Genomic DNA, 13,673 nt, shown 5'->3' with positions numbered 1-13,673 from the left:
GGGCCAGGATTGGATTCCGGAAATGCGTCGTATTAAACGCATCCACTTTCTGGGAATTGGTGGGGTTGGCATGTGCGGCATCGCAGAGGTGTTGCTTAACCAAGGCTACCAGATCTCAGGAACTGATCTCAAAGCCTCCGCGACCACTCAGCGCCTCCAGGAAAAGGGCGCCATGATCTTTATTGGTCATGCGGCAGAGCAGGTGGAAGGTGCTGATGTCGTAGTGATCTCTTCGGCTGTCCATGAAGATAATCCGGAGTTAGTGGCGGCGCGGGCACTGCGTATTCCCGTCGTGCGGCGGGCGGAAATGTTGGCGGAGCTGATGCGCTATCGTCATGGTATTGCGATTGCGGGCACCCATGGCAAAACCACTACCACCAGTTTGGTTGCTTCGGTGTTGATTCAGGGTGGGCTGGATCCAACCTATGTTATCGGTGGACGTCTGACCAGCGCGGGCACCAATGCCAAACTGGGGGCGAGTCGTTACCTGGTGGCGGAGGCGGATGAAAGCGATGCCTCTTTCTTGCATCTGCAGCCGATGACGGCAGTGGTTACCAACATTGATGCTGACCATATGGAAACCTATGGCGGCGACTTCAATCGGCTCAAGCAAACCTTTATCGACTTCCTGCATAATTTGCCGTTTTACGGTTTGGCAGTGGTATGCATTGATGATCCGGTGGTGGCGGAATTACTACCCCGCATCAGTCGTCCAGTGTTGACCTATGGTTTCAGTGAAGAAGCCGATATGCGTGCTGTCGAGGTCCATCAACAGGGGTTGCAAACTTGCTTTACCGTGGTAAGCAAACAGTACCCGCCGTTGCAAATCAGCTTGAATCTGCCAGGGCGTCACAATGTGTTGAATGCCTTGGCTACTATCGCTATTGCACGGGACGAAGGGGTGGCGGATGCGGTGATTGCTGAAGCCCTCCAGCGTTTTGAGGGAGTAGGGCGTCGCTTCCAGATTTTGGCTGAGCTGCCTGTGCAGGGCGGGGGTAAAGCAACCGTAGTGGATGATTATGGTCACCATCCCCGTGAAGTGGCTGCCACGATTAAAGCTTTTCGTGATGGTTGGCCAGATCGCCGCTTGGTAATGGTGTATCAACCCCATCGCTATACCCGCACCCGTGATCTGTATGAAGACTTCGTACAAGTCCTTTCAGAGGTGGATGTGCTGCTATTGATGGAGGTTTATGCCGCCGGCGAAGAGCCGATTGCGGGGGCGGATAGTCGCAGCCTTTGTCGCAGTATTCGTCAGCGTGGACAGGTTGAACCCATCTATGTTGAGAATGCCCAGGAAGTCTTAGCGGTATTACCCAACTTGTTGAAAGATGGCGATTTGGTCATGACCCAGGGCGCAGGAGACATCAGTGCCTTAGCGCAGCAACTGGCCGCCTTGGCAAAGGAGCAAAACTAATGGAAGCGCAGCAGTGGATTGAAAAGGCTGGCCGGGTTGCCGTGCTCTATGGCGGTCGTTCGGCTGAGCGAGAGGTGTCATTAAACAGTGGCGCAGCGGTACTGACTGCTTTGCAGCGTGCGGGGTTTGACGCCTTCGGTATTGATCTCGGTGGTCAAGGGCAAAACCCGTTGCGTCAATTAGAAGCCTTGGAGTTCGACTCGGCATTTATCATTCTGCATGGTCGTGGTGGCGAAGATGGCACGCTACAGGGGGCTTTGCAGCTGTTGGATAAACCCTATACCGGCAGTGGTGTAGGAGCCTCGGCGCTGGCAATGGATAAGTGGCGGACGAAGCTGGTGTGGACTCAGTTAGGTTTGCCCACGCCGCCCATGCAAATGCTCAATGCTGACACTGATTGGCAAGCGCTGATGGAGCAGCTGGGCGCACCGGTGGTGATTAAACCTGTGCATGAGGGTTCGAGTGTGGGGCTGGTAATAGCCCATACTGCCGCTGAGGCTGAGCAGGCATACCGACAAGCCTGCGAGCTTGACTCCATGGTGATGGCGGAGAAATACATCAAGGGGCGTGAATTTACCGTGGCGGTGCTGGAACAGCAGGTACTACCGCCAATCTGGTTGCAGCCGGCGGTAAGTTTTTATGACTATCATGCCAAATACATTAGTAATGAAACTCGCTATCATTTTGACGCTGGCTTGACTGAACAGCAAAACGCAGATCTGAAAGCGCTGGTTTGGCAGGCTTATCAAAGCATTGGTTGCCAGGGATGGGGACGGGTAGATTTGATGCAGGATGAGTCTGGTCAATTCTGGCTATTAGAGGTCAATACTGCACCGGGTATGACGGATCACAGCCTGGTTCCGATGGCGGCGCGTGAGGCCGGCATGAGTATGGAACAATTGGTGACCCGTATTCTCGCCTCCGCGTTAACGCGTTGAGGCCAGGGAGGCAGCTATGCTGTGGGGGCAAAGTATCAGAGCAAGTAGCAAACCGCGGGGAGCGACCCGTATGCAGCCTAAGGTGCAGCGCCCCAAGCGAGTGCTGCCCTGGCGGCGTTGGTTGACTTGGTGTTTTAATAGCTTTGCCCTGGTCGTACTGGTGGTGACGGCTGATGTATCCTACCGGGAATTAAAGCCCTGGCTGGATCGCCCCATTAGCCAGGTCAGTTTGGAAGGAGAGTTTCAGTACATTGATGTACCTGAATTGACAGCATTATTGCGTGCCGAGTTGCAGGGCACCTTCTTCAGTTTAGATTTGCAACGCTTACAGCAAATGCTGGAGGCTGATCCCTGGGTCGAACGTGCTGAAATTCGACGGGTATGGCCTGATGAGGTGGTTATCACCTTGGAAGAACAATTACCCGTTGCCCGTTGGGGGGATGAGGGCTTGGTGAATCCAGCGGGAGAGGTGTTTTCTCCTGCCAATGTTCAGGATGAGACTTTTCGAGCCTTACCTCAACTCTTTGGGCCGCAAGAGCAGGCGCCCGAGTTAATGCGTTATTTCTCTTCGCTGAGTCAGCAGTTACGGCCGCTGGGGATGAATGTGGATGAGCTGGTACTGGAACAGCGAGGAGCCTGGACGCTGGGCTTAAGTGTGGATCAGCAGCCTTTGCGGGTATTGATGGGGCGTGAAGACTTGCGACCGCGCTTGCATCGCTTCATGCGTGCTTACCAAAGTGTATTGAAAGAGCGTGTTGCGCAAATAGAACAGGTTGATGTGCGCCATACCAACGGTGTGGCAGTACGCTGGCGTCCCCCCGCAGTAACAGCTGAGACGCCAGCCAAAAGTTAATAGCTAGGCCGAAGCCAGGCAGACAACAGGCAGAGATGCAAGCATGAGCGGTTTAACGGAAAACAACATGATCGTCGGACTGGACATAGGGACCTCCAAGGTAGTGGCTATTGTCGGCGAGGTTATGCCGGACGGTCAGATTGAAGTGGTAGGAATTGGTTCGCATGCCTCGCGTGGGATGAAGCGTGGGGTAGTCGTGAATATTGAGTCCACTGTGCACTCTATCCAGCGCGCCGTTGAAGAAGCGGAACTGATGGCGGGTTGTAAAATCCACTCTGTAACAGTAGGGATTGCAGGAAGCCATATCGCCAGTCAAAACTCACACGGCATGGTTGCGATTCGTGAGCGTGAAGTGATCAGCAGCGACATTGAGCGTGTCATTGATGCTGCCCGCGCTGTACCTGAGCTGGATAAGGAAAAGGTGCGTATTCTGCACATTCTGCCGCAGGAATATATCATCGATAATCAGGATGGTATTCGTGATCCATTGGGCATGTCAGGAGTGCGCCTGGAGGCGCGGGTGCATCTGGTGACTGCGGCCTTGAATGCTGCACACAATATTGAGAAATGCATCCGACAATGCGGCTTAGAAGTGGATGCGATGGTATTGGAGCAATTAGCCTCCAGCTATGCGGTATTAACGGAAGACGAAAAGGAGCTGGGTGTGTGTATGGTCGATATTGGAGGGGGTACCTCCGATATGGCTATTTTCACTGGTGGTGCTATTCGTCACACTGCGGTTATTCCTATTGGCGGTGATCAGGTTACCAATGATATTGCCATGGCACTGCGCACTCCCCAGCAACACGCGGAAGAAATTAAAACCAAATATGCCTGTGCACTGGGAAAGTTAGCCAGTGTTAATGAAATGATTAAGGTTCCCAGCGTTGGGGACCGGCCTGCCCGTGACTTGTCACGCCAGTCTTTGGCAGAAGTGGTTGAACCACGCTATGCCGAACTCTTTGAAATGATCCAGAATAAAATTCGTGAGAGTGGTTTTGAAGATTTGATCGCCGCTGGTATTGTGTTAACCGGTGGAACCTCCAAAATGGAAGGTGTGGTTGAGCTGGCGGAAGAAATTTTCCATATGCCTGTTCGTTTAGCCTCTCCTATGGGTGTTAAAGGATTGACGGATATTGTCCAGAATCCGATTTATGCAACCGCAGTGGGTTTACTGCTTTACAGTCAACGTGAACGAGCCGAGCGTGTAGCGGGCGAGGTGACAATGACTGGAAAGAGTGAAGCGCAGGATGGCTTTATGAAAAAAATGCGTAGATGGTTACAGGGAAATTTCTGATAATAAACAATGGCCTTGCGTGTAGAGAATGCTCCTACAGGGGCAAGAGGAGAGGGACATGTTTGAGCTTGTAGATAAAGTGCCGCAAAACGCGGTGATTAAAGTAGTCGGTGTGGGTGGCGGCGGTGGTAATGCCGTCAATCATATGGTGAATTCCGCCGTTGAAGGTGTTGAGTTTATTTGTGCCAATACCGATGCCCAAGCCTTGAAAGATATGGGTGCTCGTAGTTTGCTGCAACTAGGTAGCGAGATCACCAAAGGTCTTGGTGCAGGAGCCAACCCCGAAATTGGGCGTGAAGCAGCATTAGAAGACCGCGAGCGCATTGCAGAGATGCTGCAAGGTGCAGATATGGTGTTTATCACGGCCGGTATGGGCGGTGGCACCGGGACTGGAGCAGCCCCTGTCGTCGCTGAAGTGGCTCGTGAGCTAGGTATTCTGACTGTTGCGGTGGTGACTAAGCCTTTCCCCTTTGAAGGGCGCAAGCGCATGCAGATCGCTTTTGAGGGGATCCGTCAGCTGCAGGAGCATGTCGACTCCTTGATTATTATCCCGAACGAGAAACTGCTGCCGGTACTGGGTAAGAATGTTTCTCTGATTAACGCCTTTGCTGCTGCGAATGATGTTTTGCAAGGTGCAGTACAGGGGATTGCGGACCTGATCATTCGTCCCGGTATGATTAACGTCGACTTTGCAGACGTGAAGACTGTGATGTCTGAAATGGGTATGGCCATGATGGGTACAGGCTCTGCTCGTGGCGAGAACCGTGCTCGTGAAGCGGCTGAAGCGGCTATTCGCAGCCCGTTACTGGAAGATATCGATCTACATGGTGCGAAAGGCATTCTGGTTAATATCACTGCGGGCCTTGACTTGGCTTTGGGTGAGTTTGCCGAGGTGGGTAACACAGTGGAAGAGTTTGCTTCGGACGAAGCAACAATCGTTGTGGGTACTGTTATCGATCCTGAGATGACTGACGAACTGCGAGTTACCGTAGTTGCTACTGGGTTGGGGCAAAAAGCAGAAGCTAGCATCAAGGTGGTGGGCAATGGCGCACCTGCTAAGGCCAAGCGTCCTGATAACTTTGAGCAGCTGGAGATTCCAGCCGTAATGCGCCGTGGCAGTGAGCCTGTACAGGCACAAGCACCTGCTAAAGATGCTCAGCCTGCTGCTAAAACACCGGCTAAAGACAGCATGGAATACCTGGACATTCCAGCCTTCCTGCGTCGTCAAGCCGACTAAGGAATAGTCATAAGAGACTGTCCCTGATATAATGTTCGCTTATGTTAAATTTGGCTTAAGGTATCTGGCTTCGGCATGATTAGACAGCGCACCCTTAAAAACAGCATTCGGGCAACCGGTGTGGGTTTGCACACTGGCGAAAAAGTTTACATGACTCTGAAGCCAGCCCCTGCCGATAGTGGCATCACCTTTCGCCGTGTAGACGTTGAGCCAGCCGTAGATATTAAAGCCTGGGCGGAAACCGTGGGTGATACCACCCTCTCCACCAACTTGGTAGACCACGGTGTCCGCGTGGCAACGGTTGAACATCTCATGTCTGCTTTTGCCGGACTGGGTATTGATAACGCCTGTGTGGAGTTGTCTGCGGCAGAAGTGCCCATTATGGATGGTAGTGCTGCGCCCTTTGTTTTCTTGATCCAGTCTGCTGGTATTCAAGAACAAGAGGCGCCTAAGCGCTTTATCCGTATTAAAAAACCGGTAGTGTTTGAGCATGGTGATAAATGGGCGAGCTTTGAGCCTTATGATGGCTTTAAAGTCAGCTTCACCATTGATTTTGACCATCCGCTATTCCGTGGGCAAAACACCCATGCTGAGCTGGACTTCTCTAGCACTTCTTATGTGAAAGAGGTGAGCCGCGCTCGTACCTTTGGGTTTATGCGTGATATCGAATATCTGCGCTCTAAAAATCTTGCTCTCGGCGGTAGTGTCGATAATGCCATCGTGGTTGATGATTATGGCATCGTCAACGACGGTGGCTTGCGTTATGAAGATGAATTCGTCAAGCACAAGATCCTTGATGCGGTAGGGGATCTATACCTGTTAGGCAAAAGCCTAATTGGGGAGTTTAAAGGTTATAAATCTGGTCATTTCCTCAACAATATGCTGCTGCGCGAGCTGCTAAAACACCGTGACAGCTGGGAAGTGGTGACCTTTGAAGAGGCAGAGGAGGCTCCAATCTCTTATGCCAGCCCCCTAGTTGCTGTGTAAATCCGTGATAAAGCCGGCCTAGTGCCGGCTTTATACTCTCTGTAACAAGTTTCCAGTCCGGATCTGTATGAGTGAGCCAAAAGTTGCTATAACCTCTGGCTCTGGTCGCGGACGTCCCGTTCAAGTTTGGTAACGATACTGGCTTATGATTGGCTCTCTTATTCGAAAAATAATCGGCAGCAAGAACGATCGTGAATTGCGCCGTATGGGAAAGATAGTTACAGCTATCAATGGATTGGAAAAAACGCTGAAAGAGTTGGACGATCAAGCTCTGCAGGCAAAGTCGGCAGAGTTGCGCCAGCGTATTAGTGAGGGTGCCAGCTTAGATAGCATCTTGCCCGAAGCCTTTGCACTGGTGCGAGAAGCCTCTAGCCGTGTGATGGGCATGCGTCACTTCGATGTGCAGCTGATTGGTGGTATTACCTTGCATGAAGGCAAGGTAGCAGAAATGCGTACCGGTGAAGGTAAAACGCTGGTAGCAACCTTGCCTGTGTACCTTAATGCCCTGAGTGGTAAAGGGGTACATGTCATTACTGTGAATGATTACTTGGCTCGTCGTGATGCTGAGTGGATGAAGCCCCTTTATGAATTTTTAGGGATGAGTGTTGGGGTGGTGGTCGCAGGGCAAGATCCGCAAATGAAGCGCGATGCCTACGCTGCGGACATTACCTACGGTACTAACAATGAGTTTGGCTTCGACTATCTGCGCGACAACATGGCCTTCAGTAAAGGCGACAGAGTACAGCGTGGCTTGAATTTTGCCGTGGTCGATGAAGTGGACTCCATTCTTATCGACGAGGCCCGTACACCATTAATCATTTCTGGGATGGCGGAAGACAGCTCAGAAATGTACCGTGCCATCAATCGTCTGATCCCGCTGTTAAAGCGTGAGCCCTTAGATGAAGAAGGCAAGCCTGTTGGGCAGGGTGGACACTTTACTGTTGAAGAGAAACATCGCCAGGTCGAATTGACAGAAGATGGTCATCAGTATGTGGAAGAGTGGTTGACGCATGAGGGACTGTTGCCTGAGGGCGAAAGCCTCTACGCTACTCAGCATTTGAGCCTATTGCATTATGTTAATGCTGGTTTGAAGGCTCATGTGCTGTTCCAACGTGACGTTGATTACATCGTTAAAGACAACGAAGTCGTTATCGTTGATGAACACACTGGCCGCACCATGCCGGGCCGGCGTTGGTCAGAGGGGATCCATCAGGCAGTTGAAGCGAAGGAAGGGCTGAGGATTAATCCTGAGTCCCAAACTCTGGCATCAACTACCTTCCAGAATTACTTCCGCTTATACACAAAACTGTCGGGCATGACCGGCACAGCAGATACGGAAGCGTTCGAGCTACGTCAGATCTATGGCCTAGATGTGGTGGTTATTCCCACTCACCGCCCCATTCAGCGTAAAGACTTTAACGATCTGGTGTATCTGACCCAGGCAGAAAAGTTTCAGGCGGTGATTGAAGATATTAAGGGACGCATCGAAGAGGGGCGTCCTGTTCTAGTTGGGACTGCCTCGATCGAGAGCTCTGAGCTGGTTTCTCAGCTACTTAATAAAGCAGGTATTAAGCACAACGTTCTTAATGCCAAGCAACACGAACGTGAAGCGATGGTAATTGCCGAGGCAGGTCGTCCTGGTACGGTTACCATTGCGACTAATATGGCGGGGCGTGGTACCGACATCGTGTTGGGGGGCAACTGGAAAGCGGAAGTGGCTGCGCTGGAGAACCCGACAGACGAACAGGTCGAAGCAATCAAATCTGCTTGGGAAATCCGCCATCAACAAGTTTTGGCTGCTGGTGGTTTGCATATCATTGCCACAGAGCGTCATGAATCCCGTCGTATCGATAATCAGTTGCGTGGTCGTGCTGGTCGTCAGGGGGATCCAGGCTCTTCCCGCTTCTATTTATCCTTGGAAGATAACTTGATGCGTATCTTCGCCTCTGACCGGGTGAAGAACATGATGGTTGCCCTTGGTATGAAAGAGGGTGAAGCCATTGAGCATAAGATGGTAACCAATGCCATTGAGAAAGCTCAACGTAAGGTTGAAGGGCGTAACTTCGATATTCGTAAGCAGTTGCTCGAATTTGACGATGTTGCTAACGACCAGCGTCGGGTGATTTACCAGCAGCGTAATGAGTTGCTTGAGGCTGATACCATCAGCGATACCATCAGCGCGATTCGTGCAGAAGTGGTGGCGAAAGTCATAGATAGCTTCATCCCGCCCCAGTCTTTGGAAGAACAATGGGATGTAGCTGGTCTGCAAGAGGCGCTGGAGAAAGAGTTTGCTGTGCAGTTACCCCTGCAAAACTGGCTGGATGAGGATGACACCCTCCACGAGGACAACCTGCGTGAGCGTATCCTGAGTGAAGTAGAGGGTGCTTATCAGGCCAAAGAAGAGGTGGTGGGTAGCGACACACTGCGTAACTTTGAGAAGCAAGTGATGCTGCAGGTGCTGGATACCCTATGGAAAGAGCATCTGGCTACCATGGATCATCTGCGAATGGGCATTCATCTGCGCGGTTATGCGCAAAAGAATCCTAAGCAGGAATATAAGCGGGAATCCTTTGAGTTGTTCCAGAACTTGCTGGACAGCATCAAGCATGACGTTGTTAAGGTACTGTCTCATGTTCGCGTACGTACTGCCGATGAAGCAGCAGCTGAGGCTGAAGCGGTTGAGCAGCGTCGTCGAGAAGAGCAAGCTAAGACCCGTGTGAGCTATACCCATGCCGAAGCCTCAGCAATGGCAGAAGACAAGGGTGAAGGGGAGGAAGCTGACAAAGGAGCCGATCCTTTTGTTCGTGACCAACCTAAAGTGGGTCGTAATGAGCCTTGTCCTTGTGGCTCAGGCAAAAAATATAAGCAGTGTCATGGTCGTTTAGCCTAACACTGGTTTGTTTACAAAAGCCCCGCATCTGCGGGGCTTTTGCCTTTGTTAATAGCCGTTTTCAGCAGGGAGGGGATGATGTCAGAACAGTCAGGGAAAGCGGATGCGCTGCTAATCTTGGTGACCGTGATTGCCGCCTGCGGCTGGATATTTTCCAAAGAGGCATTGCAGGGGTTGCCGCCATTACTCTTTATCGGCGTGCGCTTTATCTTGGCTGGAATGGTTATCGCTGTTGTGGCAGGGGCACGCTTTAGGCAACTCGATGTTAGCCAGTGGCGGCATGCTGGTTTGGCCAGCTTGCTAATGGGGGTAGCAATGATTTGTTGGATACTGGGCCTGTTCTATGGTCAGTATCTTGCTGAGGGGGCTTTCCTGACCAGCTTGGGGGCAATTCTGGTGCCTTTGCTGGCACGGCTGTTGTTCAAAGATCCACTGCCGTTGAGTCTGTGGTTGGCGTTGCCTTTTGCGATTGCCGGGTTGGCGGCGTTGTCGTTACGCGATGGCTTGCGCCTGGAGTTAGGCTCAATATTCTTTTTGAGCTCGGCCTTGCTGTTTGCACTGCACTTTAATTTGATGTCTCGTTCCAGCGGTCGTATTCACGCTTTACCACTAACCGCAATCCAGTTGTTGGGAGTGGGGCTTACCTCTTTGCTAGTGTCTTCATTGACAGAGAGCTGGCCTGAACAAGTAGAGTGGAATGTGTTGGGCTGGTTGCTGGCGAGTGCTTTTATCGCCACCAGCTTGCGCTTCTTTTTACAGGTTTATGCGCAGGGATTGACCAGTGCGTCCAGCGCGGCGCTTTGGATGACGCTGGAGCCGGTATGGACAACCTTGTTGGCGGCGTTATGGTTTGCTGAAGTGCTCAGCCCACAGCAGTATCTAGGCTGTGGGCTAATATTTGCGAGCGTGCTAATTAGCAAGGGACGTAATCTACGCCAAGGCTGGCAGCGCTTTACTCGTTAACCTGATATCCCAGCTGGCCAAGTAGATCACGGGCATACTGTAGCTTGCGCACTTGTAGCTTGGTTCCCCCCAAGCCAATGATTTCCAAGTTGGCACAAACATTCAGTGGTAATCCATTCGCTTGGATGCTGAGGCTCTCAATGCGGTTAAGTTTCATGCAAGCCTGGGCGCTATTAGGCCAGCTTTGATGAATGTAGAGGCTATCACCATCCAGGTGTAGTCGGGTGCCCAGTGCGTAAGCAATCTCATTAAGCAGATGCTTAAGGGCAAACAGCAGGGGGATATACAACAGCCATACCAGCCAGCTACCCCAGCCGGGATTGATCAACTCGGCAATCAAGTCCATTGACTTGAGCCATTCGAAAAAACCACGTAACCCTGCTTCTACGGGGTCATGCAACCAGGATGCTAATAACAACAGTGCCAGGCTGAGTAACAGGGGGCCCAGCAAGCCAAGTGGGCTGACCCGGTATAGGGTCAGAGGAAATTCCTTAGTCATTGAGAGATCCTTTATTAGCCAACTGGGCAAGCCTACGTCAGTTTTTCTGTACTGTGAAGATGGTTAATAAAAGTGACGGTATCAGGGTGGACCCTGGCGGATTGTGCCATTCATTCGCATGTAAGTGTGATTGTGTTAATTAAAATATTTCAAGCGAGTTCTTAAATAATTGAGTTTTACTAATTTATTGGCTGCCCTCATTATTCGTGATACTCATGAATATGGAGGTTTGTATGGCTATTTCTCATGTTTTTGGTTTTCCGCGCATTGGTATTCGCCGCGAGCTTAAATTTGCCCTGGAGTCTTACTGGCGTGGTGAGGTGAGTGCAGAATCCCTACAGCAGCAGGCTGCCAATCTGCGCGCCAAACATTGGCAGTGGCAGGCTGAACAGGTGGATTATGTCGCGGTCAATGATTTCTCTTTCTATGACCATATGCTCGACACCGCTGTACTCTTTGGCGTGATTCCTGCCCGCTTTAAAGATGCACAGCAACAAGATGCCAATGATTTGGATACCTACTTCCGCATGGCCCGTGGCCGTGCCCCCAGTGGTGAGCCAGTTGCTGCCTTGGAAATGACGAAGTGGTTTGATACCAACTATCACTACCTGGTACCTGAGTTAGAAGCTGATCAGCAATTTGAGCTGAATCCGCAAAAAATTCTGGCGGAGTTGGCTGAGGCACAAGCATTAGGCCTGAAGGTAAAGCCGGTTTTAGTCGGCCCCTTAACTTTCCTATGGCTGGCTAAGTTGCGGGGCTCAGCCGCGCAAACTGGCTGCTGTAGTGGACAGACGACGGCACAGCCACAGCTAGAACAGGAAGCCAAGCTGACTCTGCTGGATGGGCTGCTGGCACAGTATCAGCAGTTGCTAACTCAGCTGGCTGCGCAAGGTGTCGAATGGCTGCAGTTGGATGAGCCCGTTTTTAGCTTGGATTTACCGGCCAGTTGGCAACAGGCAGCGCAGTCGGTGTACCAGCGCTTAGCCGCAGTGCCGCTTAAAATTTTGCTAGCCAATTACTTCGGTCGTTTAGATAGCAACCTAGCTACTTTTGCCAGCTTACCCGTGGCGGGGTTGCATGTGGACGCTGTGCGTGCTGGCGAAGAGGTGACGGCCTTACTGCCATTGCTGGATAACGAGAAGATCCTGTCCGTAGGCATCGTGGACGGACGCAATGTCTGGCGTACGCCGTTAGTGGAGCCTTTACAGTGGTTGCGGCCCTTGGCGCAGCAGCTTGGCCAGCGTCTGTGGCTGTCATCCAGCTGCTCACTGCTACACGTACCGGTGGACTTAGAACAAGAGGATCAGCTGCAAGCCGAGCTTAAGCAGTGGTTGGCCTTTGCCAAGCAGCGACTAGTGGAAATTGCGGTGTTAACCAGGGCGTTGAATGGTCAGGAGGATGAAGTCGCCTCGGCGTTGGCGGCATCTCAGCAAGCGGCTCAGGCACGTCAGGTTTCGCCATTGATTCACGATGCCCGCGTTAAGCAACGTCTGGCTGCACGTCAGCCCAGTGATGAGCAACGCCAGGCTGCCTATCCTGAGCGTGCGAAAGCTCAGGCAGCGCATCTGCAGTTGCCCTTATTACCTACTACCACTATTGGCTCTTTCCCTCAGACCAGTGCAATTCGTCAGGCGCGTCAGGCATGGCGCCAAGGTGAATTAGCGGATGCGGCCTATCAGGTGCAGATGGAGGAAGAAATTCGTTACTGCATCAAGCAGCAATTGGACTATGGCCTGGACGTTTTGGTTCATGGTGAAGCCGAGCGTAACGACATGGTGGAGTACTTTGGTGAATATCTGCAGGGCTACGCCTTTAGCCGCTTCGGTTGGGTGCAGTCCTATGGTTCCCGCTGCGTCAAGCCACCGTTGATCTATGGCGATGTGAGCCGTCCCGCTGCGATGACAGTGGCCTGGAGTCGCTATGCTCAGTCCCTCACCACCAAACCGGTTAAGGGGATGCTGACCGGGCCGGTCACGATGCTGAAGTGGTCCTTCGTTCGGGATGATCAACCTCTTGAGCAGACTTGTTTGCAGATTGCCTATGCATTGCGGGATGAGGTACTGGATCTGGAGCAGGCTGGGATTAAGGTGATTCAGATTGACGAGCCGGCGATTCGTGAAGGGCTGCCGCTACGGCGTCAGGATTGGCAAGCGTACCTGGACTGGGCGGTGAGTGCCTTCCGTATCAGTGCTGCAGGGGTGGCCAATGATACCCAGATTCATACGCACATGTGCTATGCCGAATTTAACGACATCATTGAATCCATTGCAGCGATGGATGCCGATGTGATTACCATCGAGACTTCTCGGTCGGCTATGGAGCTGTTGGATGCCTTTGTGAATTTTGCCTACCCCAACGAAATTGGCCCAGGGGTATATGACATCCATAGTCCCAATGTGCCGCAGGTTGAGCAGATGGTGAAGCTGATGCGTAAAGCTGGGGAGCACTTGCCCTGGCAGCGCCTGTGGATCAACCCTGACTGTGGTTTGAAAACCCGTGCTTGGCCGGAGACAGAAGCAGCCTTGCGTGCCATGGTGCAGGCTGCCCATCAATTACGTGAAGAGTTGGCTAATCAAGCGGCTTGATTGAGGC

The 13,673-nt window shown here is 52.0% G+C and carries 10 protein-coding genes; 9 read left to right on the top strand and 1 reads right to left on the bottom strand.

What is annotated here, in order from left to right; all coding sequences use genetic code 11:
• Positions 1-22: 22 nt before the first annotated feature.
• From murC to Q334_RS0114130, 8 genes are all read left to right on the top strand, one after another.
• Entirely contained in the window at positions 23-1,417 is a 1,395-nt protein-coding gene (gene murC, locus Q334_RS0114165) for a UDP-N-acetylmuramate--L-alanine ligase (RefSeq protein WP_051527863.1), read from the top strand.
• Positions 1,417-2,355 (top strand): D-alanine--D-alanine ligase, encoded by a 939-nt coding sequence (locus tag Q334_RS0114160; protein ID WP_027313784.1) that lies wholly within the window; start codon positions 1,417-1,419, stop codon positions 2,353-2,355. The genes murC and Q334_RS0114160 overlap by 1 nt, the downstream gene beginning before the upstream one ends.
• Before the next feature lie 70 nt (positions 2,356-2,425).
• Positions 2,426-3,208, top strand: a complete 783-nt coding sequence (locus tag Q334_RS0114155) for a cell division protein FtsQ/DivIB (RefSeq protein ID WP_051527823.1) — start codon at positions 2,426-2,428, stop codon at positions 3,206-3,208.
• A 43-nt stretch (positions 3,209-3,251) separates the two neighbouring features.
• A complete protein-coding gene (gene ftsA / locus Q334_RS0114150; RefSeq protein WP_027313782.1) occupies positions 3,252-4,505 on the top strand; it encodes a cell division protein FtsA in 1,254 nt (417 codons plus the stop codon).
• Between the two features lie 58 nt (positions 4,506-4,563).
• Positions 4,564-5,742: a cell division protein FtsZ gene (gene ftsZ, locus Q334_RS0114145; protein ID WP_027313781.1), complete on the top strand. Its 1,179-nt coding sequence runs from the start codon at positions 4,564-4,566 to the stop codon at positions 5,740-5,742.
• A 75-nt stretch (positions 5,743-5,817) separates the two neighbouring features.
• A complete protein-coding gene (lpxC, locus tag Q334_RS0114140; protein ID WP_027313780.1) occupies positions 5,818-6,729 on the top strand; it encodes a UDP-3-O-acyl-N-acetylglucosamine deacetylase in 912 nt (303 codons plus the stop codon).
• Between the two features lie 145 nt (positions 6,730-6,874).
• Entirely contained in the window at positions 6,875-9,619 is a 2,745-nt protein-coding gene (gene secA / locus Q334_RS0114135) for a preprotein translocase subunit SecA (protein WP_027313779.1), read from the top strand.
• A 78-nt stretch (positions 9,620-9,697) separates the two neighbouring features.
• Positions 9,698-10,582: a DMT family transporter gene (locus tag Q334_RS0114130; protein ID WP_027313778.1), complete on the top strand. Its 885-nt coding sequence runs from the start codon at positions 9,698-9,700 to the stop codon at positions 10,580-10,582.
• Here Q334_RS0114130 and Q334_RS0114125 read toward each other — a convergent pair.
• Entirely contained in the window at positions 10,572-11,081 is a 510-nt protein-coding gene (locus Q334_RS0114125) for a hypothetical protein (protein WP_027313777.1), read from the bottom strand. The genes Q334_RS0114130 and Q334_RS0114125 overlap by 11 nt on opposite strands.
• Before the next feature lie 233 nt (positions 11,082-11,314).
• Here Q334_RS0114125 and metE point away from each other — a divergent pair, with 233 nt between their 5' ends.
• Entirely contained in the window at positions 11,315-13,666 is a 2,352-nt protein-coding gene (metE, locus tag Q334_RS0114120) for a 5-methyltetrahydropteroyltriglutamate--homocysteine S-methyltransferase (RefSeq protein ID WP_027313776.1), read from the top strand.
• Positions 13,667-13,673: the final 7 nt, after the last annotated feature.

The organism is Balneatrix alpica DSM 16621 (assembly GCF_000619885.1).
Lineage (GTDB): Bacteria > Pseudomonadota > Gammaproteobacteria > Pseudomonadales > Balneatricaceae > Balneatrix > Balneatrix alpica.
The sequence above is the reverse complement of the archived record's forward strand: the minus strand, read 5'-3'. Positions and strand labels throughout refer to the sequence as shown.

Coding starts and splice junctions, on each gene's coding strand:
- Q334_RS0114160 (WP_027313784.1), top strand. CDS start 1,417: ATGGAAGCGCAGCAGTGGATTGAAAAGGCTGGCCGGGTTGCCGTGCTC.
- Q334_RS0114155 (WP_051527823.1), top strand. CDS start 2,426: ATGCAGCCTAAGGTGCAGCGCCCCAAGCGAGTGCTGCCCTGGCGGCGT.
- lpxC (WP_027313780.1), top strand. CDS start 5,818: ATGATTAGACAGCGCACCCTTAAAAACAGCATTCGGGCAACCGGTGTG.
- ftsA (WP_027313782.1), top strand. CDS start 3,252: ATGAGCGGTTTAACGGAAAACAACATGATCGTCGGACTGGACATAGGG.
- ftsZ (WP_027313781.1), top strand. CDS start 4,564: ATGTTTGAGCTTGTAGATAAAGTGCCGCAAAACGCGGTGATTAAAGTA.
- Q334_RS0114125 (WP_027313777.1), bottom strand. CDS start 11,081: ATGACTAAGGAATTTCCTCTGACCCTATACCGGGTCAGCCCACTTGGC.
- secA (WP_027313779.1), top strand. CDS start 6,875: ATGATTGGCTCTCTTATTCGAAAAATAATCGGCAGCAAGAACGATCGT.
- metE (WP_027313776.1), top strand. CDS start 11,315: ATGGCTATTTCTCATGTTTTTGGTTTTCCGCGCATTGGTATTCGCCGC.
- murC (WP_051527863.1), top strand. CDS start 23: ATGCGTCGTATTAAACGCATCCACTTTCTGGGAATTGGTGGGGTTGGC.
- Q334_RS0114130 (WP_027313778.1), top strand. CDS start 9,698: ATGTCAGAACAGTCAGGGAAAGCGGATGCGCTGCTAATCTTGGTGACC.